Origin of the sequence: Komagataeibacter xylinus NBRC 15237 (assembly GCF_001571345.1) — a bacterium.
In the GTDB taxonomy this organism is placed as follows: domain Bacteria; phylum Pseudomonadota; class Alphaproteobacteria; order Acetobacterales; family Acetobacteraceae; genus Komagataeibacter; species Komagataeibacter xylinus.
Map to the genome: position 1 here is coordinate 111,816 of NZ_BCTP01000002.1, position 24,335 is coordinate 136,150.

The following is a 24,335-nucleotide window of genomic DNA, read 5'->3' on the forward strand; positions in this document are numbered from 1 at the left end:
GAGGCCCTTATGGGGTCTTGCCTATCCCTGCCTGTCTGCCCCATCTAGGCGCATCATGTCCGACACACAGCCCCGCCTGAACCTGCCCCGCCTGCACCTGCATGACAGCAGGACGCGCAGCACCACGCCCTTCACGCCGCTCGCCCCGGATAACGTGCGGGTCTATTACTGCGGCCCCACGGTCTATGACCTGGCGCATATCGGCAACCTGCGCGCCATGCTGACCGCCGACGTGCTGGTGCGCCTGCTGCGCCACCTGTATCCACACGTCACCTACGTGCGCAACATCACCGACGTGGATGACAAGATCAACGCCCGCGCCCATGCCAACAATGAGTCGATTGCCGACCTGACCGCGCGCACGATCCATGATTTCCATGAGGATCTGGCCGCCGTCCGCATCCTGCCGCCAGATATCGAACCCCGCGCCACGCACCATATTGGCGAGATGCAGGACATGATCGCCCGCCTGATCGAAAGCGGCCATGCCTATGAGGCCGAGGGTCATGTGCTGTTCGCGGTCGACACCTATCCATCCTACGGCGCGCTGTCGGGCCGCAGCCCCGATGACCTGATTGCCGGTGCCCGCGTGGAAGTGGCCCCCTACAAGCGCAATGCGGGCGACTTCGTGCTGTGGAAACCATCAGACGACCAGATGCCGGGCTGGGACAGCCCGTGGGGCCGGGGCCGTCCGGGCTGGCATATCGAATGCTCGGCCATGTCGCACCGCTATCTGGGCGAGAGCTTCGACATCCATGGCGGCGGCTCCGACCTTTTGTTCCCGCACCATGAGAACGAACGCGCGCAGAGCATGTGCTGCCACCCGCACGGGCACTTCGCCAATCACTGGGTGCACAACGCCATGCTGCTGGTGAACGGGGAGAAGATGTCGAAATCGCTCGGCAACTTCCTGACCGTGCGCGACGTACTGCGTGACACCCCGGCCGAGGCCCTGCGCCTTCTATTGCTGCGCGCGCAGTACCGCTCGGTGCTGAACTTCACCCGCGAAGGGCTGGACGAGGCCAAGCAGATGCTCGACCGCTTCTACCGCGCGCTCGAGGCCCTTGACCCTGCGCAGCCAGCCGTAGAGCCGCCCGAGAGCGTGGTGAGCGTTCTGTGCGATGACCTGAACACCCCCCGCGCACTGGCCGAGATGCATGCGCTGGCCGACAGGGCCGTAGCGGGCGACAGCATGGCCGCCGCACAACTCAGGGCCGCGGGCAACCTGATCGGCCTGCTGCATGACACGCCCGAGGCATGGTTCCGCAGTGGGGCGAAAGTCGACCCGGCTGAAATCGAGCGCCTGATTGAAGAACGTCTGGCCGCCCGCAAGGCGCGTGACTTTGCTCGCGCGGATGAAATCCGCAACACCCTCGCGGCACAGGGCATTGTGCTTGAAGATGGCCCGCAGGGCACGACATGGAGGCAGGCATGACCGGCCGTGATGGCGGGGCGGATATCGGCCCCATTGGCAACAGCCCTGTCGTGATCCTTGTCCGGCCCCAGATGGCCGAGAACATTGGCACCACCGCGCGCGCCATGGCCAATGGCGGGCTGTTCCACATGCGTCTTGTCGCCCCGCGCGATGGCTGGCCGCTGGAGCGCGCGTGGCGCAGCGCCTCGGGTGCCGACCGCATTCTTGAATCCGCCCAGGTGTTTGAAACCGTGGATGATGCGGTGGCCGACCTGCACCACGTCTTCGCCACCTGCCCGCGTCCGCGCCATATCGTCAAACCCGTGCTGACCGCACGCGGGGGCGCTGCCGAACTGCGCGAGATGACTGATCGCGGCCTGAAGGTGGGGCTGATGTTCGGCCCCGAACGCGCGGGGCTGGATAATGAGGACATGGCCCGGGCCGATGCGCTGATCCGTTACCCGCTCAACCCCGCCTTCATGTCGCTCAACCTCGCGCAGGCGGTGATGATCATGGCCTATGAGTGGTGGATGGCGAAGGATGACACCCCGCCGCGCACGCTCATGACCAACGAGACGCATGTGGCCACCCGGGGCGAACTCGACAACTTCATGCGCCACCTGATTGGCGACCTTGATGAATGCGGCTTCCTGCGCAACGAGCAGAAGCGGGCAGGCATGGTGCGTAACCTGCGGCACTTCTTCCTGCGTGGCGAAGTCACGGAGCAGGAACTGCGCACGCTGCATGGCGTGGTGACCGAGCTTTCACGCGGGCGCAAGGCGCGGCAGGACAAGAAATAACAAAAGCTTTCGGGTGCCGCCTTTTTTCAAAAAAGCGGTGTTCTTTGAAGCTTTTTGAAAAAAGCTTCACCAAAAACTTTCATTCACAAAAAAGCCCGGTTTTCATACCGGGCCTTTTTCGTATCAGCGTGCGGCGATCTGGAGCCGGTCAGCCACGCGGGCGCGGCCCATCAGCGGCAGCAGGTCGCGCATTTCCGGCCCGCTGTCGTCACCCGTCAGCGCCAGGCGCAGGGGGTGGAACAGGCCCCGCCCCGTGCGGCCCGTGCTCTCTTTCACTGCGGCGGTCCATGTTTTCCACGTGGTTTCATCCCACGGCTCCACAGGCAGCGACTCGAGTGCATGCAGCAGGAAGGGGCGGTCCGCCTCCTCGATCACGGGCGGCACGATGTCGCCTGCCACCACATCCCACCAGTGGCGCAGTTCGCCTGCCATATCCACATTGCCGCGCACGGCCAGCCAGAAGGCTTCGGTCGCCCCTTCGGGCAGGCGGCTGCGGATTTCCTCAAACGGCATGGCGTGCATGATGCGCCGGTTCAGCCCCAGCAACTGCCGCATGTCGAACCGCGCCGCTGAACGGGAAACACGTCCGAGGTCATAGGTCTTGGCCAGTTCATCAAATGACAGCGGGGCCGGGTCATCCGCGCTGCCCAGGCGGGCAAGGTAGGAGACGATGGCCGAAGGCTCGACCCCATCCTGCCGCAATGCGCGAATCGACAGCCCGTCGAACCGCTTGGACAGCTTGCCCCCGCCCTCATCGAGCAGAAGCGGCAGATGCGCGAAGGTGAAGCGGTTGCGCTTGGCCCCCAGCGCCTCGGCAATGTCGATCTGCACGCCGGTATTGGTCACATGGTCCTCACCACGGATGATGTGGGTAATGCCCAGTTCCAGGTCATCCACCACCGAGGCCAGCGTATACAGCACCGTGCCATCGGCCCGCACCAGAACAGGGTCGGAAATGGCGGGCAGCTTGACCCGGCATGACCCCATGACAAGGTCATTCCATTCCACCGTGCGGTGATCGGACAGTTTGAAGCGCCAGTATGGCACCTTGCCATTGGCCTCGGCCTGGGCGCGCTGCGCGGGGGTCATGCGCAGCATGGCGCGGTCATAGACTGGCGGCTTGCGCATGCGGATGCGCGCCTCGCGCTTTGAGGCCAGTTCCTGCTCGCTCTCGAAGCACGGGTAGAGCCGCCCGCTGGCCTTGAGCGCCTCGATGGCCAGCGCGTAGCGGTCCAGCCGGTCGGACTGGCGCACGAATTCATCCCACTCCATGCCCAGCCAGCGCAGGTCGTCCTGCAGGGCCTGCACGTATTCCTCCTTGGAGCGGGCACGATCGGTATCGTCAATCCGCAGCAGGAAGCGGGCCTTGTGGCGGCGGGCGAACAGGGCATTGGCAATGGCCTGACGCGCATTGCCAACATGGATCAGCCCGGTCGGGCTAGGCGCAAAACGGAGTTTCATGCCCCTTATATGCGGCGATTACGCCCCGAACGCCAGAGAACACATGCATGAAACAGGTGCTGTCTTTTTTCAAAAAGGCGGCGTTCCCCGAAGCTTTTTGAAAAAAGCTTCGCCAGAAATTTTTCTCTGCCCCGCAGGGCTTTTACGCTTCGTCCCCATCATCGCCCCGGCGGGGGTCGAAGGCACGCCAGTCACGCTCCATGGGCGTTGCGGCATGGGCTGCGAAATCATCGAGTTCATTGGCCGAGCGCCAGCCCTGATCGCCCGCTTCAAGCACCTCCGCGTCCTCGCCAAACGCGAACCAGGCCTTGAGGATGTCGGCTGCCGAAAGCCCCGCCATGCGGCAACGCTCGATGCTGTCGCGCACATAGGCGCGCGCAAAGGCATTGGCCTGGATCAGGTCGGGAAAGCCGCCCACCTCCTCGACGATATTGTCCTCGGCGCCGCCTGACAGGTCGATGATGCGCACGCGCCAGCCGCCCTCGGGGGCAAAGATGTTTTCTGACAAAGATGAAGCCTTTCGTTATTCCGGGTCGTGTGGCGTGCGGCGCAGCAGGAACTCGCGCCCCGCCTTGACCCGTGGCACGTCGTCATACGCCACGATATCCGCCGTGGCATAAGTCTCGGACCAGCGGTCAGGGATGAACGAGCCCGTGCCGATCACATCCACCGGGGCATGGGCATCGGCCATGCTCAGGCATTTTTCCACGCTGAAGCCCGATGAGGCGATAATACGCACATGCGGGAATCCCGCCTCGTCCAGCACCTCGCGCATGCGCCAGATGGCCGCGGCCGAAACCCCGGTGCCCACAAGGTGGCTGAGTTCCTTGTCCGAGCGGTAGCGCCGGATGGTGCCCGGCGTGTGCCGCTCCAGCACGTCATAGGAGGCCTGAGGGTCCAGCCCTTCAAGGAAGCGGCCGCCATGCGTGTCGAGCCGCACGGCCAGCCGCCCCTGCGCGGCAAGTTCGGGAAAGTGCCGGCACACTTCCAGCGCGTCCGTCACCTCGCGGCCAAAATAGTCAACCAGCACCACGAGGTCCATTGCAGGATAGACCTCATGGAACATCTCGGCTGCCCGCAGGGTGGAGCCCGCATAGCCTACCAGTGCGTGCGGCATGGTGCCCAGCCCATGCGTGGTGCCAAAATAATGGGCCGTGGCGTCATTCGCGCCGCCAATGAAGCCATGCGCCCCTTCCTTCTGGGCGGCATGGCTGCCAACGGAGGCGGCATAGGCCATCTGCTCCTGCATGCCAAAGCCCGCGCAATGGCGGGCCTCCATGGCCAGAAAGCGCACATGGGGCAGCGCCATGGCCATCTGGTAGGCATTATGGGCCGCGACGCAGGCCGGGCCGAGGCGCTGGAGCACCAGTGTCTCGAGCGGGGCAAGGGCTTCAAACGAGCCGGATATGTAAGCCAGCGGCTCGCCCGCCCCCACCCATGTGCCCTCGGGGTAAAGGAGCGTCGTGTCAATGGCGATGCCACGCGCGCTGCCGACCGCGCGCAGCCACTCGGTCATGAGCCGGGGGGCGGAAATGACGGGGCGGCGCAGGAAGATGGCATAGGTCACCTTCCTGTCGCCAAAATGCGCCACGATGGCGCGGGTGCGGTTGAAATACGCATCCGTGCGGGCTGCGATCATGTCATCCGCCGCACTGGCAAGCCTGTCACGGCATGCCGGTTCACCCTGGGTCATGTGCGCTCCCTTTCCGCTTTCCGGCGGCGGGGTCAGCGTGCCCCGCCAGCCATCCGGTGCATTCGCGTCTTCAGTTCCTCGGCCAGACGGAATGCCATCTCCAGCGACTGTTCCGCATTCAGGCGCGGATCGCAAAAGGTTTCATACCGCTCGCCCAGATCATCCTCCGTCAGCCGGTGGGCGCCACCGATGCATTCGGTCACGTTCTGACCCGTCATTTCAAAATGTACGCCACCGGGGCTGGCGCCCGCGGCCTCGAACACATCAAAGAAACCATGGATCTCGGACAGGATGGCATCGAACGAGCGGGTCTTCACACCCGTCGAGGTCGAACTCGTATTGCCATGCATGGGGTCGCACAGCCATGTGACCGTGCGGCCCGTGGCCATCACTTTTTCGAGCAGCGGCGGCAGGTGGTCGCGCACCTTGCCCGCCCCCATGCGCGAGATAAGCGAAATGCGCCCGGCTTCATCGGTGGGGTTGAGAATGTCGAGCAGTTGCTCGAGGTCCTCGATGGTGGTGGAGGGGCCGACCTTGATGCCGATGGGGTTGCGCACCCCGCGCAGGAACTCGACATGCGCGCCATCGGGCTGGCGGGTACGATCGCCGATCCACACGAAATGGGCCGAGCAGTCATACCATTCGCCCGATGTCGAATCGATGCGGGTCAGCGCCTGCTCGTAGGGCAGCAGCAGGGCCTCGTGCGAGGTGTAGAACTCGGTCTCGTCAATCTGGGGCGTGGTGGTGGCGTTCAGGCCGCATGCCGCCATGAAGTCCAGCGTCTCGCCAATGCGCCCGGCGAGTTCGCCATAACGCTGTGCCAGCGGCGAGCGCTCGACAAAGCCCAGGTTCCAGCGATGCACCTCATGCAGGTTGGCATAACCGCCGCTGGCGAAGGCGCGCAGCAGGTTCATGGTGCCAACCGACTGGAAGTAGCCGGTTTCCATGCGCCTGGGGTCGGGAATGCGCGCGGCCTCGGTGAAGTCGGAGCCGTTGATGATGTCGCCGCGATAGGACGGCAGGGTCACGCCGTCCTTGGTCTCGGTGTCTGATGAGCGCGGCTTGGCGTACTGGCCCGCCATGCGCCCGATCTTGATGACCGGCACCTTGGCGCCAAAGGTCAGCACCACCGCCATCTGCAACAGCACGCGGAAGGTGTCGCGCACGATGTCGGCGGTGAATTCACTGAAGCTCTCGGCACATGCGCCGCCCTGCAGCACGAAGGCCTGCCCCGTGGCGGCCTTGGCCAGGTGGGCGCGCAGGCGGCGGGCCTCACCGGCAAAGACCAGCGGCGGGTAGCGGCGCAGGCGGGCTTCGACGCCGCTCAGGGCTGTCTCGTCGGGGTATCGCGGCATCTGCCGCGCGGGAAACGACCGCCAGCTCTCCGGCGTCCAGGCCTGCCGGGAAGAACTGTTGTGGCTGTGCGTCGCACTCATGGGTCGGATCCTAATTCCTCTTGATACAAGACAGTCCTTTCCGCCCACGGGCGGAAGGGTCGCCTTTATGTCGAAAAAACCGGCATATGGCAAAGCCTGTTCGCGGCGCGCTGTGATATGGGTGGCAGGATGGGGCGCATAAATGTTGCATGGCGGCCACAACACAGGCTGCCCGCCGCCCCTTGGGGTCGTATTGCGCCACGGGGCCGCCCATATGTAAAAGAGGTATGGTTGGCCTGCCAGGGCACCGCTTCCCTTAGCCAAAAAGCCTTGGCATGCTGCTCTCTCAGGTAAAAGGATTACGGATCATGGCCACGTCACGTGGGAAACTCATAACCGCCCTCTCGGCCGGGCTGTGCCTGTTGAGCGTGACGGCCATGGCCGCCCCGGCCAGCCAGGACGACACCAGCAGCTCCGATCAGGACCGGATGACCGTTCATGGCCAGCGCGGCCATCTGCCGCCCGGCTATGAGGAAGCGCCGTCGATGGAACTCAACCACGGCCCCGACCCCGACCATCTGGAGCATGTGCACCGTGACTCGGTCACGGGCACGGACCTGTCGCGCTTCGGCTCGGCCTACCAGAGCAGCGGCATCAACGGTGATGGCCAGTTGGGCGATTCCACCGGCAATGGCTGGGTGGCCCCGCGCTAACCGGAATACAGATAAAAGGTTTTGGTGAAGCTTTTTTCAAAAAGCTTCAGTAGACGCCGCCTTTTTGAAAAAAGGCGGCACCTAAAAACTTTTACTATTTTTTGACTTTACCCTTCAGCCCGCGCTGCGCGGCGTTACCCGCGTACGGGTGCGCATGGTCACGAATTCCTCCGCTGCCGTGGGGTGAATGCCGATCGTGCGGTCCCAGTCGGTTTTTTTCAGCTTGGCCGTCACGGCCACGGCCAGCCCCTGCATGATCTCGGGCGCGTCATCGCCCAGCATGTGGGCACCGACCACCACCTGGCTGGCCTGATCGACCACCAGCTTCATCAACGTGCGCTGCGCGCGCCCGCTCAGCGTGTTGCGCATGGGGCGGAAGCGGCTGACATACACATCCACATCCCCTTCCTTCGCGGCCTCCGCCTCGGTCAAGCCAACGCTGGACAGCGTGGGGGTGAAGAACACCGCCTTGGGCGTGGTGGCGTAGCACCACTGCCGCGGCGGTGCCTTGCCAAACAGGCGGTCGGCCAGGTTATGGCCCTCGGCAATGGCCACGGGGGTCAGGTTGAGGCGGTTGGTCACGTCGCCTATGGCGTAAATGCCGGGCACCGTCGTCTCGCTGCCGTCATCAACGATGATGCGCCCGTTCTCCTCCATCGCCACGCCAAGCTGCGTCAGCCCCAACCCGGTGATCTTGGGGTGGCGGCCGGTAGCGAAGAACACGCAGTCGGTCTCGATCCGGGTGCCGTTATCAAGATTGACGACAAAGCTGCCATCCGCCTGTTTTTCAATGGCGGTGGGCGAGGCGGCCACGTGCTGGCGGATGCCACGCAGGTCGATCGCATCATGCAGGGCGTGGCGCAGGTCGGCATCAAAACCGCGCAGCGGCAGGTTCTGGCGGTAGACCAGGTCCACCGATGAGCCAAGCCCACGGAAGATACCGGCGAACTCCACGCCAATATAACCACCCCCCACCAGGCACACGCGGGCGGGGCGCGCTTCAAGGTGAAACGCCTGGTCGGACGAGATGGCATATTCCACGCCTGGCAGCTTCGGCAGGGTGGGGGTGGAGCCGACCGCAATGACGATGCGCGCGGCGGTCACGCGGCGCGGGGCTTCATGCGGGGCGAGTGGGGAGGGGTCGATGCGCAGGGTGTGCGCGTCCTCGATGGTGGCATGGCCGGTAAACAGGGCCACGTCGGCCTTTTCCAGCATCGAGACATAGATGCCGTTCAGCCGGGCGATCTCGCGGTCCTTGGCAGCGATCAGGGCGCCCCAGTCATTGTGGCCGCGCTGCGTGTTCCAGCCAAAGCCGTGGCTGTCATCCACCCAGTCGCCATAGTCGCTGGCCTGCACCATCAGTTTCTTGGGCACGCAGCCCAGATTGACGCAGGTACCACCCCAGTGGCGGCTTTCGGCTACGGCAACCCGTGCCCCGTGGCTGGCGGCAACGCGCGCGCAACGCACCCCGCCCGAACCCGCGCCAATGACGAACAGATCAAAATCATAACTCATGCCGGTTGTGCATCCTGTCTCGGCCGGACGGGACACAGCACGCCGCCTTCCGGCAATAACCCGCCCTGCTGGCGGCGGGGGCTATAAAAAAACCCCGGCCATGACGAAATGGCCGGGGGTGTGGGCGGGATCAGCGCTCGGCGAACGCCTTTTCCACCACGTAGGCGCCGGGGTGGGAGTTGTTGCCCTCGTCGAAGCCACGCTCCTGGAGCATCTTCTCGGTATCGGCCAGCATCTCGGGCGAACCGCAGATCATCACGCGGTCATGCTCGGGGTCGAGTGCGGGGATGTTGAGATCGGTGAAGATCCTGCCCGTCTCGATCAGCTTGGTGATGCGGTCGGTTACGGCAAATTCCTCACGGGTCACGGCCGGGTAGTACAGCAGCTTGCCCTTCACGTCCTCGCCGAGGAATTCATGCTCGGGCAGTTCGTGGCGGATGTGGTTGGAATAGGCCAGCTCACCCGAGATGCGCACCGTGTGGCTCAGGATCACGTGCTCGTAACGCTCGTAGCATTCCGGGTCCTTGATCAGGCTCATGAAGGGCGCAAGCCCCGTGCCGGTGGACAGGAAATACAGGTTGCGGCCCGGGCGCAGGTTATCAAGCAGCAGCGTGCCCACGGGCTTGCGGCCGATCAGCACCTTGTCGCCCACCTTGACGTGGCGCAGGCGCGAGGTCAGCGGGCCATCAGGCACGGCAATGGACAGGAATTCGAGGTTGTCCTCGTAATTCGCGCTGGCAATGCTGTAGGCGCGCAGCAGCGGCTTGCCCTCGACCTCGATGCCGATCATCGTGAACTGGCCGTTCTCGAAACGCAGCGCGGGGTCGCGCGTGGTGGTGAAGGTGAACAGCCGGTCGGTCCAGTGATGCACGGACAGCACGGTCTCGGCATTCAGGTGGCCGTATTCCTTGGTGGGTTCGGCAAGGTGGAACACGCCGGGCTGCCCCTCGACCGGGGCGAGGCCGGTGAGCATGGTCTCACTGGTTGGCATAATCAACGTATCGGACATCTGGTTATCACTCTCCCGGCTGGATATGACGCAGACACAGGATTTCCTGAAACATGCGCCACCCACAACAATATGGCTAAGGCGGGCATGTTTAGGCCATCCACAACGTGGATTTCCAGCACAAAACAAACATATCACGCACCATGGGCGGTCAAACCTGCCGCATAAGGCCCGTTCCGGGGCGCGTCTGGCACGTCAGACACGTACGATGGGGGCCTCTATTCAATGATTTCCCACGTCGATGCAAGCCGGAGTCCATTGTCCCCGCCGCATGGATGACGCACATAGGAAGCATGAGTTCAGAATTCTCCGATCGCGACGCGCCCACCGCCGCCCCTGCCGCGCTGGCGCTTGATGCGGCCATCGCCGCCACCGGCCTGCATGTTGAAACCCGCGAGCGCCCCAAGCTCGAGCGCGTGATCGCCCGCAAGCTGGCCCCCGGCGCGGAGCGGGTGGATGACGCCACCTTCCGCGCAGCATTGTGCACCGTGCGCCGCAAGCCGTGGGGCTCGCGCCTGATGGACCTGACCCGCCGGGCAGGCCAGGTCTGGGTCACCCGCGCGGATACGGAGGCCGCCGCCAGAACGGTCGAGACCCCCGAACCCGATGACGCCACCCTGCTCGCAGCCCTCACCCCCGTGCTGCACGAAAAACTGCGCGCCCAGGGCGACACGCCCCCCACAGCGGTGGAGAACATCCGCTCCGACCTGTTCGATGGCACGGGGCGCATGCTCTCGCCCGGCGAGTTGCACACCCTGGCGCTGGCCGTGGCCGATGCGTTCGCCCTGCCCGACCCAGCCGCCTTTGCCGCGGGCCTTGATGCGGCGGAAAGCAGCCGCAAGGACCGCGATGCCCGCATAGAGGACACCGCGCGCGCACGCCGGCGCGAGGAAGTGCAGCGCCTGCGGGAGTGGGAAAAGAGCCTCGTGCCCTTCAGCGACGTGCCCGGCCTGCTGCGCTGCTCGCAGCGCGAGGCCCTGCGCTGGATTGCCGAGAACCGCCTGCCCGTCGCCCGCCGCGTGCCGCAGGCGGGCGGGCAGGAACGCTGGGAGTTCGACCCCACCGAACTCATGGCCCTGCGCCAGAACCTGCCTGACTGGCGGCGCGAGGGACCGGAAAGCGATAAACGTGCCCCCCTCGCCCCCGACCTTGGCAACAGGCGCGTGGGCAATGCCGTGATTGCGCAGGTGGCGGCCCTCGACCGCTACGCCGCCCACTTCCGCACCGCGCGCGCTCAACCGGCGCATCACGCTGGTTACGGGGCCGACCAATAGCGGCAAGTCGCACACGGCGCTTGATGCGCTGGCCCGCGCCGAGAGCGGGCTGGCACTCGCACCGCTACGGCTGCTGGCCCATGAGTTTCGCGAGTCGCTGACCGCGCGCGGCGTGCCGACCTCGCTCGCCACGGGCGAGGAACGCATCGACGTGCCCGGCAGCCGCCATCTTGCCGCCACCGTGGAGATGTGCCCGCTGAACAACCCGGTCGATGTCGCCATCATCGACGAAGCCCAGATGCTGACTGACCCCGACCGGGGCGCTGCATGGACGGCGGCCATCATGGGCGCCCCCGCGCGGCACCTGTTCATTCTCGGCGCGCCAGACTGCATTCCCATGGTCCGGCGCATTGCGGAGCTGTGCGGCGACCCGGTGGATGAAATCCGCCTTGAGCGCAAAAGCCCGCTGGTCGCTGCCGAGCGCGCAGTCAGCCTGCCTGAATTGCAGAAGCATGATGCGCTGATCGCCTTCTCACGCCGCGAGGTGCTCGACCTGCGCGCCCTGCTGCTGGCCCACGGCAAGCGGGTGGCGGTGGTGTATGGCGCACTCAGCCCCGAGGTGCGCCGGGCGGAGGCGCAGCGCTTCAATAATGGCGATGCGGACATCCTGATCGCGACTGACGCCATCGGCATGGGGCTCAACCTGACCATCCGCCGCGTGGTGTTTGCAGCCCTGCGCAAATATGACGGCAGCCAGACCCGCGACCTCAACCCGCAGGAGGTCAAGCAGATTGGCGGCCGCGCCGGGCGCTTTGGCAAGCATGAGCAGGGAATCGTGGCCGTGCTGGAGGGCGTGGGCAGCCCGTCCTTCATCCACGCCATGCTGGCAGCCCCCCCCCAGCCGATCGAGGACATGCGCCCGCAGGTGCAGCCCGATGCCGATATCGTGCAGGCCGTTGCCGCCGAGATCGGGTCGGACAGCCTGTTCGGCGTGCTGGTGCGCATCCGCCGCGCGGTGCTGCGGCGTGATGACCCCAATTACCGCCTGGCCAACATGGAGCAGGCCTTTGCCATCGCCACCGCCCTTGAAGGCGTGCCTGACCTGACGCTGGCCCAGCGCTGGGTCTACGCCATGTGCCCGGTTGATGACCGTGACAACGGCATCCAGCGCCTCGTGCACTGGGCGGCGGACCATGCGGCGGGCAACAGCGTGCCACCACCGGGCACGGGCCACCTGCCCCCTGCCGAACGCGCCGAGCGCACGGAGCTTGAACGCGCCGAAAAGCGCCACAAGCGGCTGGTGGCATGGCGGTGGCTCGCACTTCGCTTCCCCGAAGCCTACGTCAACCGCGAGGATGCGGAGGAAACCACATCACGCCTCAATGACTGGATCGAGGACGTGCTGCGCCAGCAGAGCGTGCGCGCGCGGGCCACGTCCGCCTCCCCCTTCCGCCCTGACAGCCGCGCCAACCCGCCGGGGCGGCGGGGTGGCAACCGCGATGGCGCTCCCCCCAAGGGCAAACGCCCCCACCGCAAAAGGCACTGAACAGATAAAAGTTTTTGGTGAAGCTTTTTTCAAAAAGCTTCAAAAGAACGCCGCCTTTTTGAAAAAAGGCGGCACCCAAAAACTTCTGATTTTCTTCAGCGAATGATGTCGGCCCCACCCATATAAGGCCGTAGCACCTCCGGCACGATGATGCTGCCATCCTCGTTCTGGTAGTTTTCCATCACCGCGATCAGCGTGCGGCCCACGGCGAGGCCGGAGCCGTTGAGCGTGTGCACGAAGGCAGGCTTGCCATCGGCCGCGCGATAGCGGGCATTCATGCGCCGGGCCTGGAAGTCGCGCGTGGTGGAGCATGACGAGATCTCGCGCCATGCCTTCTGCCCGGGCAGCCACGCTTCGAGGTCGAAAGTTTTTGCCGCGCCAAAGCCTGTATCACCCGCGCACAGCAGCAGGCGGCGATAGGGAATGCCCAGCTTTTCCAGCACCATCTCGGCACAGCGGGTCATGCGCTCGTGCTCGGCGTCACTCTCCTCGGGCGTGGTGATGCTGACCATCTCCACCTTCTGGAACTGGTGCTGGCGCAGCATGCCGCGCGTATCGCGCCCTGCAGCCCCCGCCTCGCTACGGAAGCAAGAGGAAAGTGCCACCAGCCGGCGCGGCAGCAGGTTGGCAGGCAGGATCTGGCCCGAGACGCTGGCCGTCAGCGGCACCTCGGCGGTGGGAATGAGCCAGCGGCCATCTTCGGTGCGGAAGGACTGGTCCGCGAATTTGGGCAGCTTGTCGGTGCCGTACATGGCCTCGTTATTGACCAGCACCGGCACGGCGGTTTCCTCGTAGCCGTTATCGGTGGTGTGCAAGTCGAGCATGAACTGACCAAGGGCGCGCTCCATGCGGGCCAGTGCGCCGCGCAGCACCACGAAGCGCGCGCCCGACAGGCGCGAGGCGGTCTCGAAATCCATCAGGCCCAGCGCCTCGCCAAGCTCGAAATGCTCGCGCGGGGTGAAGCTGAATTCGCGCACCACGCCGTTGCGGTGCACTTCCACGTTGGCACTTTCATCCGCCCCATCGGGCACGGAGGCATCAAGCTGGTTGGGCAGGCGCTCGAGCGTGCCGCGGATCTGGCCATCGAGCTCGGCAACCCGGGTCTGGAGTTCCTCCATCCGCGCCTTGCCGTGGGCTACGCGCTCTTCCAGTGCCGAGGTATCCGCGCCGGATTTGCGCAGGCCCCCGATCTCTTTGGAGATCTTCTTGCGGCTTGCCTGCAGCTCCTGCAGTTCGGTCTCGGCGGCGCGGCGTTCGGTATCGAGCAGCAGCACGCCATCGGCCACGGCGGGCGCCCCGCGCCGTTTCAGGGCGGCGTCAAAGCCTGCGGGGTCGGCGCGTAGGGCACGCAGGTCGTGCATCAGGGGGTCTCCTCGGTTTCTTCAGGCGGCCTGCGCGGCTCGACAAGGCGGGCGCAGAGAATGGAAATTTCGTACAGCCCGATCAGCGGCACGGCCAGGCCGGTCTGGGTAATGACATCGGGCGGGGTCAGGATGGCGGCGGCCACGAACGCGCCCACATAGGCGTAGCGCCGCACCTTCGCCAGTCCCTTTGACGTGACCAGCCCCACGCGGGCCATCAGCGTCAGCACCACCGGCAGCTCGAACGCCATGCCAAATGCCAGGATCAGCTTCATGACCAGCGACAGGTATTCCGACACCTTGGCCTGGAGTTCGATCTGCAGCCCGTCCTGGCCATCCGCCGTCTGGAACGACAGGAAGAACTTCCACGCGGCGGGGAAGATGAAGTAGTAGGCCAGCGCCGCACCCATGGCGAACATGATGGGCGTTGCGACAAGGAAGGGCGCGAAAGCCCGCTTCTCGCTCTTGTACAGGCCGGGTGCGATGAAGATCCACGCCTGCACCGCCACCATGGGAAACGACAGGCAGGCCGCGCCAAAGAAGGCGACCTTCATGTAGGTGAAGAAGGCCTCGTACAGCGCGGTATAGATCAGGTGCGGCTGCTCGCCCTTCTGGCGCATGATGTCGCCAAGCGGCTTGGCGAGGAAGAAGTAGATCTGCTCGGAATAATAGTAGCAAACCGCAAAGCACGCCACGAACGACACCATCGACCACAGCAGCCTGCGCCGCAGTTCGACAAGGTGTTCGAGCAGCGGCATGGGCTGGTCATCAATGGCGTCCGGGTTGGGGTTTTCGTCTTGGGCGTCCATCGTGTTCCTATTCCTGCCCTGCATGGGTCACGCCAACGCGCTGGCCACGGTGAATGACCCGCACCGGCGGCAGGAAGGCTGGCGGGGTGAGGCGCGGCAGTTCGGCGGCGATGCGCCGGGCGGTGCGTGGCGGCAGGAAATCGGGCGCATCGGGTGCGTCCACTTCCGCTGGGCTGTCATCAACAAGGGGGGGGATGTAATGGCGTGAGGGAATGGCCTTCTCGGGCAGGGATGAGGCAGGCGCTGTCACGGGCGCCGACATGGCGGACCGCGCCGCCTCATGCGTATCATCAAGCGAGCGGCGCAGGGCGCCATCCCCATCAATCGCGCTCATGATCTTGTCGCGCACGTTCATGCGCTTGAGCTTGCCAAGCTGGTCGCGGGCCTCGGTCAGGTCGGCCTCGCGCACCATTTCATCCACATGCGACTGGAACTCGGTGGCGAGCCCGCGGGCCTTCTTGATCAGCCCGGTAACGGTGCGGATGGCGACAGGCATGTCCTTCGGCCCGATCAGCAGCAGGCCCACCACCCCGATCAGGGCAAATTCAGACCATGCGAAATCGAACATCTGCCGTTCCTTCCCTACCGCGCCCGCCTTTTGCGGCCCGCGCAAGACCGTACATCATCATCCTGCCCCGCACACCTATCACGCCCCGGGCGCGTCAGGAACCTCATCCGGCGCATCATCACGCCCCTCCGCCGCGCGCGGGCCTTCGGGCGGTTCGGGTGCGGCATCGGGCACGTCCACCAGCAGTTCCTCGCGCCGGGGCAGGTCGCCGAGGTCCTTGAGGCCAAAATGGCGCAGGAAGCCGTTTGACGTGCCCCACAGGATCGGCCGCCCCGGCACCTCCTTGCGGCCCAGCGGCATGATCAGTTCCGCCTCGAGCAGCGTGTCGAGCACCTGCTGGCTCAGGCTCACGCCGCGAATATCCTCGATCTCGGCACGCGTGCAGGGCTGGTGGTAGGCGATGATGGCCAGCGTTTCCATGGTCGAGCGCGCCAGCCTGCGCGGGCGCGGCATGACGCGGGTCAGGCGCGGGGCAAGGTCAGGGGCGGTGCGGAACTGCCAGCCCCCCGCCACCTCGACAAGTTCCACCCCGCGCCCGGCATAGTGCGCGCCGAGGGTGGCCAGCGTTGCCGCCACGTAGGCATCGCGGTCGGCGGTATCATGCGGGATGCCGCCCTGCGCGCCGAGCACCTCGGCAATGGCGCGGGTGCTGAGCGGGTCGGCGCGGGCGAAGATCAGGGCCTCGACAAGGCGCAGCGAAAAATCCCGCACCGGGATATCGTCCACCACGGCCTCCACGGGCGCGATGAGGTCAGGCTGCTCGGGGTCGTTCATCAGGGCCTCTCCCCTTCAGGTTGCATTGGGGCGGCGGGGTCTTCCGCCATCCGCTCACGCAGCAGGATACGGCCAAACTGTTCCGCCTGCCGCAGTTCGATCGTGCCATTGCGCGCCATCTCCAGGCTGGCCAGCAGCGTGCCCGCCACGGCGGCCCTCCGGCCGGTCTCGGCCAGGGGGCCTGCTCTGTCCACCGCCGTTGCGGGCGGCAGAAAGGCCTCGAGCCCGCACCAGCCCACGGGCATGAGCGTGCCCAGCATGCGCCGCAGCCGCTCCAGCGCGTCCTGCACGGTCCAGAACCGTGGCGGGCGCGGCTGGTAGGTGGCCTTGCGCGCGCGCCGCCGCATGGCCGCCATATAACCGCGCATGAGTTGCGGCACATCCACCGCAAGCCCGGAACGGTCGATGGCCACAAGGCTTTCGGACTGCCCGCGTTCAAACACTTCATGGCCAAGCTGGTCACGCGCACCAAGCCAGCGCCCAAGCTGCATCATGCGCTCAAGCTCGAGCAGGCGCTCGTGCAGGAGGGCTGCGGCATCCTCGGCATCGGTGCCCTCGCCATCATCCTCGGGCAGCAGCAGGCGCGACTTGAGCCATGCCAGCCATGCCGCCATGACCAGCCAGTCCGCCGCCTGCTCCAGCCGCACGGCGGGAATGGCGCGGACCACCGCCAGAAACTGCTCGACAAGCTGCAGGATGGAAATGCGCCACAGATCCACCTTCTGCGCCCGGGCCAGTTCAAGCAGCAGGTCCATCGGCCCGTCAAACCCGTCAAGATGCACGATGGGCGAGGTTGGCTGCCCCTCAGCCATGGGGGCGGGCGTGGCCGCCCCCTGCCCCGCCGCCTCTGGCTGGGTCATGGAATACGCTCAGGGATGGACCGGTTCACACGGCAGGCTTTTGGCCTTGACCTTCTCGCACACCGATGTGGCCTGTGCCTTGCTCAGCCCCTTGATGCGGAGGCGGTAGAAAGTCTTGCCGCCCCGCTCCGCCTTGACGACGGCAGGCTGGTAAGGGCCGAACACGCTGGGGTAGCGGCTGAGCAGGCGGCACCAGTTCTTGAGCGCCGCCTCCTGCGAATCAAGGGCGGCAAGCTGCACGCCATAGGCGCCATTGCCCTCATTGAGCGCGCGCGGCACCGGTGGCGGCAGGCTCGCGGGGGCTTCCTCCTCGGCCGGCCTTGCCGGTTCCGCGGGCTTGCGGGCGGCCTCCTGGGGGGCGGGCTCGGCGGGGGCTGGCGCCTCGGCAGGGGCGGACGACGCAGGCGGCGGGGGCGCATTGCCGCCATCGGCGCTGTCGCCACCCGGTGGCGGGGCATACTGCCGGGCCATGGCATCGGGCTGGGGCTGCTCGGGCGGGGGCGAGAGGCGCATCACGCCACCATCAGCCGCCATGCCATCGCCCGCGCCCAGAATCTGCATGCCACCCGGATCAGCGGGCTTGACGCGCACCGGCCCCGGCGGCGGACCGAGCACCGCGATGCCGCCTTCATGGTGGCCAAACAAGGACCACCCGCCAATCGCCAGGACCAGAATGCCGCCAAGACCTGCCGCGCCATAGACCAGCTTGCGCGTGAGCGGGTCATCGCCAAGCAGGTTGCTGCCCGCAAAGCGTGCCAGCAGGGCCTTTAAATCGGTGCCGCCCCGGCCGCCACGGGCAGGCTGGCGCGGGCCGATGTCATCAACCGGCTCCATGGGCGAGCGTGCGTTCAGGTCGGGGTTGGAATCAGTCCCCATGCGCTCGCGCGTGGCCGGGCGCTCGGCATAGGGATCGGGTGCTGCGGGGCTGTCCCGGAAATCATCGGAACCACCATTGCGCGGCGGGGTATCGTCAGGACTCATCGCATCTCCTCGACCGGCTGCACGCCGAGCACGTTCAGGCCTGAACGCAGCACGGTTGCCGTCGCCTCGACAAGGGCGAGTTTCGTGCGGGTTGCGGCCACGTCATCTTCCTGCACGAAGCGCAGGGTCGTGTCATCCTTGCCCCGGTTCCACAATGCATGGAAATCGGAGGCCAGTTCATTGAGATAGAACGCAATACGGTGCGGCTCATGCGCGCCCGCTGCCGATTCGACCATGCGCGGCCACTGCGCCATGCGCTGCAGGAGCGCCAGTTCCGCATCGGCCGTAAGCCCCGACAGGTCGGCTGTTGCGAGTTCGGCAGGCGTGAGGCCGCCGGGCAGCCTGCCCGCATTGGCAAGAGCTGCCGCCGCCCGCAGCACCGAGCAGCAGCGCGCATGGGCGTACTGCACGTAAAAGACCGGGTTGTCGCGGCTCTGGGCCACGACCTGATCAAGGTCGAACTCCATCTGCGCATCGGCCTTGCGGGTGAGCATGGTAAAGCGCACCGCGTCACGCCCCACCTCGTCAATCAGGTCGCGCAGGGTCACGAACGTGCCCGCACGCTTGGACATGCGCACCGGCTGCCCATCGCGCACGATGCGCACGATCTGGCACAAAAGCACGTCAAGCACCGGGCGGCCATCGGTGGCCAGTGCCGCAACGGCAGCCTTCATGCGCGTGACGTAGCCGCCATGATCCGCACCCCATACATCGACCAGCACATCCGCGCCCCGGCGGATCTTGTCGGCATGGTAGCCGATGTCATTGGCGAAATAGGTGTTCGAGCCATCGGACTTGCGCAGCGGGCGATCGACATCATCGCCAAATTCGGTGGAGCGGAACAGGGTCTGGGGGCGCGCTTCCCAGTCATCGGGCAGCTTGCCCTTGGGGGGCTCGAGCACGCCTTCGTAGATCAGGCCCTTTTCCTCGAGCTTTTTGATGGCGCGGTCGGTCTCGCCATCTGCCAGAATCTTCGCCTCACTGGTGAACACGTCATGATGCACGCCAAGGGCGGCGAGATCCTCGCGGATCATGCCCATCATGGTATCGACCGCCTCTTTCTTCACGGTCTCGAGCCACAGGGCGGGGTCGGCGGGCCTGAGGCCGGAGGCCGCGAGGCTTTCGCCATGTTTGCGGGCCAGCGCCTCGCCCACGGGCACGAGGTAGTCACCGCCGTACTGGATCACGCCACCGGGCACGACGGCTGCGAATTCCTCCTGTGTCACGGTGGTGTGCAGCGCCTGCAGGTAGCGCCAGTAGGTGGCCCAGGCCAGCGCGATCACCTGCGCACCGGCATCGTTGATGTAATATTCCTTCGTGACCGCGTAACCCGCCTTGGCCAGCAGGTTGGCCAGCACGTCACCCACCACGGCGCCACGGCAATGGCCCACATGCATCGGCCCCGTGGGGTTGGCCGAGACATATTCCACATTCACCTTAACGCCACTTCCCGCAGTGCTCGTGCCATAGGCCTCGCCCGTGCGCAGCACGTCACGCGCCACGGCCTGCCACACGGCGGGGGCAAGCCGCATGTTGACAAAGCCCGGCCCCGCCACCTCGGCCTGCGCAATGCCGGGCACGGAGGCCAGCGCCGTGACCAGTTCACCCGCGATCTCGGCGGGGCGGCGGCGGGCCGCCTTGGAGATGACCAGCGCCGCATTGGTGGCAAGGTCGCCATGGGCAGGATCGCGGGTGGGCGTGACCTCGACGCGCTCAAGGGCTGCTGGGGGCAGGTCGGGCATGATCGTGCGCAACGCATCGCGCACATGCGTGAGGTAAAGGGCGAACAGACTGTCTGACATGCGGCTTGGTTTCCCAACAGATAACGGTAACAGGCCCCGTGGCCCGGCATGGTATGGCCCGCCGGCATCGCGCAAGGGCGGTGGCAGGCGGAAGATCGTGCTGCGCGTGTTTCACCCCGGCGGGGACAGGTCCGTCAACCGTCGATATGCCTCAATGGTGCAGCGACCGGTCATGGCGGCACTATAATCGGCCACCACCCGGCACGCACCTGCCATATTGCCCGCCGCGCGGGCGCCATCGGGCCGCAGGGCCATGTCAGGCACAAGAATGGTCAGGGCGCGATTCGACCCCAGGCCGGGCCTTGCGCGCCATGCGCCTGGCGGGACGCGAAACACGCGATGGGACCGCATCGGCCCGATCAGGCCCATGCCCGCGCGTTGAGGACGCGGCGGATGGCGCAATGGCACTGGCGCGGGATGGTGGCCCGGCCCGGTATGGAGCCTGCCACGGGCCGTAGCGGTCTGGACAGCGTAGGGTGCAGTGCTCATATAGGATCAGGACCAAGCCATGGATGAAGCGGTAAAGGCCATACTGCCGCACATCCATAACCCGCCCGTAGCCCGCAGCCAATATGAACTGGCCCCGGCCTGCGTGCACAGATCATGGTGAAACCCGATGTCCACGCCCCCTTCCCCCCAGGCCGAGATGTTTTGCGTATCGGATTCGGCAGCCCATCGCCTGCGCGAGATCCTTGATGAACAGCCTGCCACCCCCACGGGCGAGCCTGCCCTGCGGGTTGCGGTCGAGGCGGGTGGCTGCAACGGCTTTCAGTATAAATTCGCGCTTGAGCCTGAAACCCGGCCCGATGACATCGTCATTGCCGCAGGCACGGCCCGTGTGCTCGTTGACCCCGCCAGCATGGACCTGCTGAGCGGTGCCGTGCTCGATTTTGATGACAGCCTGATGGGCGCGCATTTCACGGTGCGCAACCCGCAGGCGGCCTCCTCGTGCGGGTGTGGCACCAGCTTCTCGGTGGAATGATGAAATTCGTTACCTGGAACGTCAATTCCATCCGCCAGCGCCTTGACCATGTGCTTGACTACCTTGCCCGCGAGCAGCCCGACGTGCTGGCATTGCAGGAAATCAAGTGCGCCACCGAAATCTTCCCCGCCGATGCGTTCAGGGAAGTGGGCTATGACAGCATCGTGGTGGGGCAGAAGAGCTATAACGGCGTGGCCATCCTCACGCGCCTGCCGCATGAGGTCACCCACACCGCCCTGCCCGGCTGGGAAACCGACCCGCCGCAGGCCCGCTATGTGGAAATTCGCGCAGGCGGGGTGATCTTTGGCAATCTGTACCTGCCCAACGGCAATTCCGGCGGCAGCGCGGGCTACGAGTCCAAGCTGGCTTTCATGGAGGCGCTCGCACTCCACGCCCACGCCATGCTTGCGGCCGGGCAGGACTTCGTGCTGCTGGGCGACTACAATGTTTGCCCCACCGACGAGGACTGTGCGCCCGGCGCGCTCGCGCCCGATGATGCGCTGCTGCGCCCGGCCACCCGCGCGGCCTTCCGCCGCCTGCTCTGGCTGGGCCTGACCGATGCGCTGCGCGCGCTGCACCCGGCGGGGCGGTTCTATACCTTCTGGGATTACCAGGCTGCCGCCTGGCAGCGTGACAGCGGGCTGCGCATCGACCATGCCCTGCTCTCGCCCCGCGTGGCCGAACGGCTGCTGACCGCCCTGCCCGCGCGTGATGAGCGCGGCAAGGCCCAGCCATCGGACCACGTGCCGCTGGCCGTTACAGTGGCTTGTGCTGCGGACTGAGCGGGGCTGCTGACGGGCAGTGGTCGGGCACCGGCAGCAGCCGGAATTCGCGCAACGTGCCCGCGAGCCTGAACTGCCCGAAATCGAGGTCGAGCCGGTCAGCCACGCCGTTGGGAAAATAGCGCATGCCCTGCTCAAATATCGGCCCCATGTCGCGCGTGGTGGGGTTGTAATAGGCAACATGCACCCGCTGCGCCCCAAGGGGGGCAAGGGCTGTAAACGGCGTTGCCACCGGCGGCCTCTCGCGCGCGAGCAGCAGCACATAGGTGTTCAGCGCCCCGGTCTCGACCGTGCCATCGAACAGGGGCGGCGCGATCTCGGTCTGGCCCGCCTGGCCTGCCGCGATCACGCTGGCGGTATGCGCCACGGGGAAAAGCGTGCCTGCGGGCAGCGCCACGTCATGCACGCCGGGCGCGGTATAATGCACCCTGCCGCCCGTGGGGCGCATATGGGCCTCGCCTGCTATGCGCGGGCTGGGCTGGCCGTTTTCGCTCTGGTCGGCGCGGAAGACGAGGGATGAGCCATCCTTGTCCTCCAGCACCGCATAATCGGAATCGCTGTCGTGCTCATCCCCCTCCCGGCCCACGCTGCGCACATGCAGCTGCTGCTGGGTGGACCAGGCCGTGCACATGTCAGACAGCACGAAGGTCAGCCTGCCCTCCGCCGTCACCACATCGCCATTGCCCACGGCGGAAAGGACAAGGTCATACACCGCCCGATGCGCCGCCATTGCCACCGGCGGGGCGGCATGCGCCGGGCCATGCCACAACCCCATGGCCACCATGCCCGCCAGCATGCCGCGATGACATGCCCGCCGCACCCTCATGCGGCGCGCCGTGAGGGAGGGGCCCATCACGGCGTGCATGGCGCTCAATCCTTCTTCTGACCGGGCTTGGGGCGCGGCAGGTCTAGCGCGAGCGAGAGCTCCTTGAGCCGCTGCGGCTCGACGGGCGCAGGCGCGCCCATCATCAGGTCCTCGCCCTGCTGGTTGAGCGGGAACAGGATCACCTCACGGATGTTCGGCTCATCGGCCAGCAGCATCACGATGCGGTCCACGCCCGGCGCCGAGCCACCATGCGGCGGCGCGCCATAGCGGAAGGCGTTGAGCATGCCACCAAAGCGGGCCTCGACTTCGCTGGCCGGGTAGCCCGCGATCTCGAAGGCGCGGATCATCACATCGGGCTGGTGGTTACGGATGGCACCCGAGGAGAGTTCGATGCCGTTGCACACGATATCGTACTGATAGGCCTTGATGGTCAGCGGGTCCTGGTTCTGGAGCGCGTCCATGCCTCCCTGCGGCATGGAGAACGGGTTGTGCGAGAAGTCGATCTCGCCCGTTTCCTCATTGCGCTCGTACATCGGGAAGTCCGTGATCCAGCAGAAGCGGAAGGCGTTCTGTTCGATCAGGTCGAGTTCGGTCGCAACCCGCGTGCGTACCGCACCCGAGAACTTGACCATCTCATCGCCCTTACCCGCCACGAAGAACACGGCATCGCCTGCCTTGAGCCCGGTCGCGGCGCGGATGGCCTCGATGCGCTCGGCCTCGAGGTTCTTGGCGATCGGCCCCTTGCCACCTTCTTCCGCGAAGATGATGTAACCCAGCCCGCCAGCACCGGACTCACGCGCCCAGTTATTGAGCTTGTCAAAGAACGCACGCGGGCGGTCACCCGAACCGGGGGCCGGAATGGCGCGGATCTGGCCGCCATCAGCGGCGATGCGGGCAAACAGGCCGAAGCCGGAACCGGCAAACGCCTCGGTCACGTCAGAGAGTTTAAGCGGGTTGCGCAGGTCGGGCTTGTCGCTGCCATAGACTTCCATGGCCGTGGCGTAGGGAATGCGCTCGAACGGCCCTTCGCTCACGATGCGGCCACCGCCGAACTCACGGAACACGCCTTCCATCACCGGCTCGAGGGTAGCGAACACATCTTCCTGTGTTGCGAACGCCATCTCGAAATCAAGCTGGTAGAACTCGCCGGGCGAGCGGTCGGCGCGCGCCGCTTCATCACGGAAGCACGGCGCGATCTGGAAATAGCGGTCGAACCCCGCCACCATGGCCAGTTGCTTGAACTGCTGCGGGGCCTGCGGCAGGGCGTAGAACTTGCCCGGATGCATGCGCGCGGGCACGAGGAAGTCACGCGCGCCCTCGGGCGATGAGGCGGTCAGGATCGGGGTCTGGAACTCGACAAAGCCAAGGTCCGTCATGCGCTTGCGCAGGCTCGCGATCACCTGCGCGCGCAGCATGATGTTGCGGTGCACTTTCTCGCGCCGCAGGTCGATGTAGCGGTAGGTCAGGCGCAGGTCTTCGGGGTAGTGCTCGCTGCCCGCCACCTGCAGCGGCAGCACGTCGGCGCTGGACTGCACCTCGATTTCGCGCGCGCGCAGTTCGATCTCGCCGGTGGGCAGGTTGGGGTTCTTGGTGGCACCATCGCGCAGCACCACTTCACCCGTCACGGTCAGCACGCTTTCCACGCGCACGCGCTCGGCTGTTTCCAGCACGGGGGAGCCTGCGGGGATCACGATCTGCGTCATGCCGAAATGGTCGCGCAGGTCGATGAACAGCAGGCCGCCATGATCGCGCTTGGAGTGTACCCATCCGGAAAGGCGGGCCGTCTGCCCGGCATCGGCAGCCCGCAGGGCCGCGCAGCTATGGGTACGATAGGGATGCATGCTCTTGT

At 65.9% G+C, this 24,335-nt stretch carries 21 protein-coding genes and 1 pseudogene; 6 read left to right on the top strand and 16 right to left on the bottom strand.

Features of this window, described 5'->3' with window-relative positions:
- Positions 1-55: 55 nt before the first annotated feature.
- Both cysS and GXY01S_RS01390 read left to right on the top strand, forming a co-directional pair.
- On the top strand, positions 56-1,435 hold the full coding sequence (cysS, locus tag GXY01S_RS01385) for a cysteine--tRNA ligase (RefSeq protein ID WP_061271595.1): 1,380 nt from the start codon (positions 56-58) through the stop codon (positions 1,433-1,435).
- The gene (locus tag GXY01S_RS01390; RefSeq protein ID WP_174520891.1) at positions 1,432-2,214 is read left to right on the top strand and encodes an RNA methyltransferase; all 783 of its coding nucleotides are present in this window, start codon (positions 1,432-1,434) and stop codon (positions 2,212-2,214) included. The genes cysS and GXY01S_RS01390 overlap by 4 nt, the downstream gene beginning before the upstream one ends.
- 123 nt (positions 2,215-2,337) lie before the next feature.
- Here the strand turns inward: GXY01S_RS01390 and gltX are convergent, their stop codons facing one another.
- From gltX to GXY01S_RS01410, 4 genes are all read right to left on the bottom strand, one after another.
- Positions 2,338-3,675, bottom strand: coding sequence for a glutamate--tRNA ligase (gene gltX / locus GXY01S_RS01395; RefSeq protein WP_061271597.1), 1,338 nt, complete (start codon positions 3,673-3,675; stop codon positions 2,338-2,340).
- Positions 3,676-3,817: 142 nt separating this feature from the next.
- Positions 3,818-4,183 (bottom strand): hypothetical protein, encoded by a 366-nt coding sequence (locus GXY01S_RS01400; RefSeq protein ID WP_061271598.1) that lies wholly within the window; start codon positions 4,181-4,183, stop codon positions 3,818-3,820.
- A 15-nt stretch (positions 4,184-4,198) separates the two neighbouring features.
- Positions 4,199-5,368: a beta/alpha barrel domain-containing protein gene (locus GXY01S_RS01405; protein ID WP_061271599.1), complete on the bottom strand. Its 1,170-nt coding sequence runs from the start codon at positions 5,366-5,368 to the stop codon at positions 4,199-4,201.
- Between the two features lie 32 nt (positions 5,369-5,400).
- Positions 5,401-6,804, bottom strand: coding sequence for a class II 3-deoxy-7-phosphoheptulonate synthase (locus GXY01S_RS01410; protein WP_061271600.1), 1,404 nt, complete (start codon positions 6,802-6,804; stop codon positions 5,401-5,403).
- 308 nt (positions 6,805-7,112) lie between these two features.
- Here GXY01S_RS01410 and GXY01S_RS01415 point away from each other — a divergent pair, with 308 nt between their 5' ends.
- Positions 7,113-7,457 carry a hypothetical protein gene (locus GXY01S_RS01415; RefSeq protein ID WP_061271601.1) on the top strand — a complete coding sequence of 115 codons (345 nt, stop codon included), beginning with the start codon at positions 7,113-7,115 and terminating at the stop codon, positions 7,455-7,457.
- 114 nt (positions 7,458-7,571) lie between these two features.
- Here GXY01S_RS01415 and gorA read toward each other — a convergent pair whose 3' ends face one another.
- Together gorA and GXY01S_RS01425 are read right to left on the bottom strand one after the other, a co-directional pair.
- Positions 7,572-8,972 (bottom strand): glutathione-disulfide reductase, encoded by a 1,401-nt coding sequence (gene gorA / locus GXY01S_RS01420; protein ID WP_061271602.1) that lies wholly within the window; start codon positions 8,970-8,972, stop codon positions 7,572-7,574.
- A gap of 130 nt (positions 8,973-9,102) precedes the next feature.
- Positions 9,103-9,981: a ferredoxin--NADP reductase gene (locus GXY01S_RS01425; protein ID WP_061271603.1), complete on the bottom strand. Its 879-nt coding sequence runs from the start codon at positions 9,979-9,981 to the stop codon at positions 9,103-9,105.
- A 293-nt stretch (positions 9,982-10,274) separates the two neighbouring features.
- On the opposite strand from GXY01S_RS01425, the pseudogene GXY01S_RS01430 reads away from it, so the two are divergent.
- Positions 10,275-12,741: pseudogene (locus GXY01S_RS01430) on the top strand (helicase-related protein).
- 95 nt (positions 12,742-12,836) lie between these two features.
- Here GXY01S_RS01430 and serS read toward each other — a convergent pair.
- The 8 genes from serS to GXY01S_RS17860 form a co-directional block, all read right to left on the bottom strand.
- Positions 12,837-14,102, bottom strand: coding sequence for a serine--tRNA ligase (serS, locus tag GXY01S_RS01435; RefSeq protein ID WP_061271604.1), 1,266 nt, complete (start codon positions 14,100-14,102; stop codon positions 12,837-12,839).
- Complete coding sequence (tatC, locus tag GXY01S_RS01440) at positions 14,102-14,911, bottom strand: twin-arginine translocase subunit TatC (protein ID WP_082770665.1); 810 nt, start codon at positions 14,909-14,911, stop codon at positions 14,102-14,104. The genes serS and tatC overlap by 1 nt, the downstream gene beginning before the upstream one ends.
- A gap of 7 nt (positions 14,912-14,918) precedes the next feature.
- A complete protein-coding gene (tatB, locus tag GXY01S_RS01445; protein ID WP_061271605.1) occupies positions 14,919-15,479 on the bottom strand; it encodes a Sec-independent protein translocase protein TatB in 561 nt (186 codons plus the stop codon).
- Between the two features lie 78 nt (positions 15,480-15,557).
- Complete coding sequence (scpB, locus tag GXY01S_RS01450) at positions 15,558-16,253, bottom strand: SMC-Scp complex subunit ScpB (protein WP_061271606.1); 696 nt, start codon at positions 16,251-16,253, stop codon at positions 15,558-15,560.
- Entirely contained in the window at positions 16,253-17,065 is an 813-nt protein-coding gene (locus tag GXY01S_RS01455; protein WP_061271652.1) for a segregation and condensation protein A, read from the bottom strand. Before GXY01S_RS01455 ends, scpB begins: the two co-directional genes overlap by 1 nt.
- A gap of 57 nt (positions 17,066-17,122) precedes the next feature.
- Positions 17,123-18,094, bottom strand: a complete 972-nt coding sequence (locus tag GXY01S_RS01460) for an SPOR domain-containing protein (RefSeq protein ID WP_061271607.1) — start codon at positions 18,092-18,094, stop codon at positions 17,123-17,125.
- Positions 18,091-19,896 carry an arginine--tRNA ligase gene (argS, locus tag GXY01S_RS01465; protein WP_061271608.1) on the bottom strand — a complete coding sequence of 602 codons (1,806 nt, stop codon included), beginning with the start codon at positions 19,894-19,896 and terminating at the stop codon, positions 18,091-18,093. The genes GXY01S_RS01460 and argS overlap by 4 nt, the downstream gene beginning before the upstream one ends.
- A 111-nt stretch (positions 19,897-20,007) precedes the next feature.
- A complete protein-coding gene (locus GXY01S_RS17860; RefSeq protein ID WP_146222738.1) occupies positions 20,008-20,385 on the bottom strand; it encodes a hypothetical protein in 378 nt (125 codons plus the stop codon).
- A 127-nt stretch (positions 20,386-20,512) separates the two neighbouring features.
- Between GXY01S_RS17860 and GXY01S_RS01475 the strand changes: the two genes are divergently transcribed.
- The gene (locus tag GXY01S_RS01475; protein ID WP_061271610.1) at positions 20,513-20,878 is read left to right on the top strand and encodes a HesB/IscA family protein; all 366 of its coding nucleotides are present in this window, start codon (positions 20,513-20,515) and stop codon (positions 20,876-20,878) included.
- Positions 20,875-21,660, top strand: coding sequence for an exodeoxyribonuclease III (locus GXY01S_RS01480; protein WP_061271611.1), 786 nt, complete (start codon positions 20,875-20,877; stop codon positions 21,658-21,660). Before GXY01S_RS01475 ends, GXY01S_RS01480 begins: the two co-directional genes overlap by 4 nt.
- Here GXY01S_RS01480 and GXY01S_RS01485 read toward each other — a convergent pair.
- The gene (locus tag GXY01S_RS01485) at positions 21,635-22,525 is read right to left on the bottom strand and encodes an EipB family protein (RefSeq protein ID WP_082770667.1); all 891 of its coding nucleotides are present in this window, start codon (positions 22,523-22,525) and stop codon (positions 21,635-21,637) included. The two genes, GXY01S_RS01480 and GXY01S_RS01485, sit on opposite strands and share 26 nt — an antisense overlap.
- Before the next feature lie 5 nt (positions 22,526-22,530).
- Positions 22,531-24,327, bottom strand: a complete 1,797-nt coding sequence (aspS, locus tag GXY01S_RS01490) for an aspartate--tRNA ligase (RefSeq protein ID WP_061271612.1) — start codon at positions 24,325-24,327, stop codon at positions 22,531-22,533.
- Positions 24,328-24,335: the final 8 nt, after the last annotated feature.

Excerpts from the sequence above, each read along its gene's own strand:
- cysS (WP_061271595.1), top strand. The coding sequence starts at position 56 with ATGTCCGACACACAGCCCCGCCTGAACCTGCCCCGCCTGCACCTGCAT.
- GXY01S_RS01390 (WP_174520891.1), top strand. The coding sequence starts at position 1,432 with ATGACCGGCCGTGATGGCGGGGCGGATATCGGCCCCATTGGCAACAGC.
- gltX (WP_061271597.1), bottom strand. The coding sequence starts at position 3,675 with ATGAAACTCCGTTTTGCGCCTAGCCCGACCGGGCTGATCCATGTTGGC.
- GXY01S_RS01405 (WP_061271599.1), bottom strand. The coding sequence starts at position 5,368 with ATGACCCAGGGTGAACCGGCATGCCGTGACAGGCTTGCCAGTGCGGCG.
- GXY01S_RS01410 (WP_061271600.1), bottom strand. The coding sequence starts at position 6,804 with ATGAGTGCGACGCACAGCCACAACAGTTCTTCCCGGCAGGCCTGGACG.
- GXY01S_RS01415 (WP_061271601.1), top strand. The coding sequence starts at position 7,113 with ATGGCCACGTCACGTGGGAAACTCATAACCGCCCTCTCGGCCGGGCTG.
- gorA (WP_061271602.1), bottom strand. The coding sequence starts at position 8,972 with ATGAGTTATGATTTTGATCTGTTCGTCATTGGCGCGGGTTCGGGCGGG.
- GXY01S_RS01425 (WP_061271603.1), bottom strand. The coding sequence starts at position 9,981 with ATGTCCGATACGTTGATTATGCCAACCAGTGAGACCATGCTCACCGGC.
- serS (WP_061271604.1), bottom strand. The coding sequence starts at position 14,102 with ATGCACGACCTGCGTGCCCTACGCGCCGACCCCGCAGGCTTTGACGCC.
- tatC (WP_082770665.1), bottom strand. The coding sequence starts at position 14,911 with ATGGACGCCCAAGACGAAAACCCCAACCCGGACGCCATTGATGACCAG.
- tatB (WP_061271605.1), bottom strand. The coding sequence starts at position 15,479 with ATGTTCGATTTCGCATGGTCTGAATTTGCCCTGATCGGGGTGGTGGGC.
- scpB (WP_061271606.1), bottom strand. The coding sequence starts at position 16,253 with ATGAACGACCCCGAGCAGCCTGACCTCATCGCGCCCGTGGAGGCCGTG.
- GXY01S_RS01455 (WP_061271652.1), bottom strand. The coding sequence starts at position 17,065 with ATGGCTGAGGGGCAGCCAACCTCGCCCATCGTGCATCTTGACGGGTTT.
- GXY01S_RS01460 (WP_061271607.1), bottom strand. The coding sequence starts at position 18,094 with ATGAGTCCTGACGATACCCCGCCGCGCAATGGTGGTTCCGATGATTTC.
- argS (WP_061271608.1), bottom strand. The coding sequence starts at position 19,896 with ATGTCAGACAGTCTGTTCGCCCTTTACCTCACGCATGTGCGCGATGCG.
- GXY01S_RS17860 (WP_146222738.1), bottom strand. The coding sequence starts at position 20,385 with ATGAGCACTGCACCCTACGCTGTCCAGACCGCTACGGCCCGTGGCAGG.
- GXY01S_RS01475 (WP_061271610.1), top strand. The coding sequence starts at position 20,513 with ATGTCCACGCCCCCTTCCCCCCAGGCCGAGATGTTTTGCGTATCGGAT.
- GXY01S_RS01480 (WP_061271611.1), top strand. The coding sequence starts at position 20,875 with ATGATGAAATTCGTTACCTGGAACGTCAATTCCATCCGCCAGCGCCTT.
- GXY01S_RS01485 (WP_082770667.1), bottom strand. The coding sequence starts at position 22,525 with ATGCACGCCGTGATGGGCCCCTCCCTCACGGCGCGCCGCATGAGGGTG.
- aspS (WP_061271612.1), bottom strand. The coding sequence starts at position 24,327 with ATGCATCCCTATCGTACCCATAGCTGCGCGGCCCTGCGGGCTGCCGAT.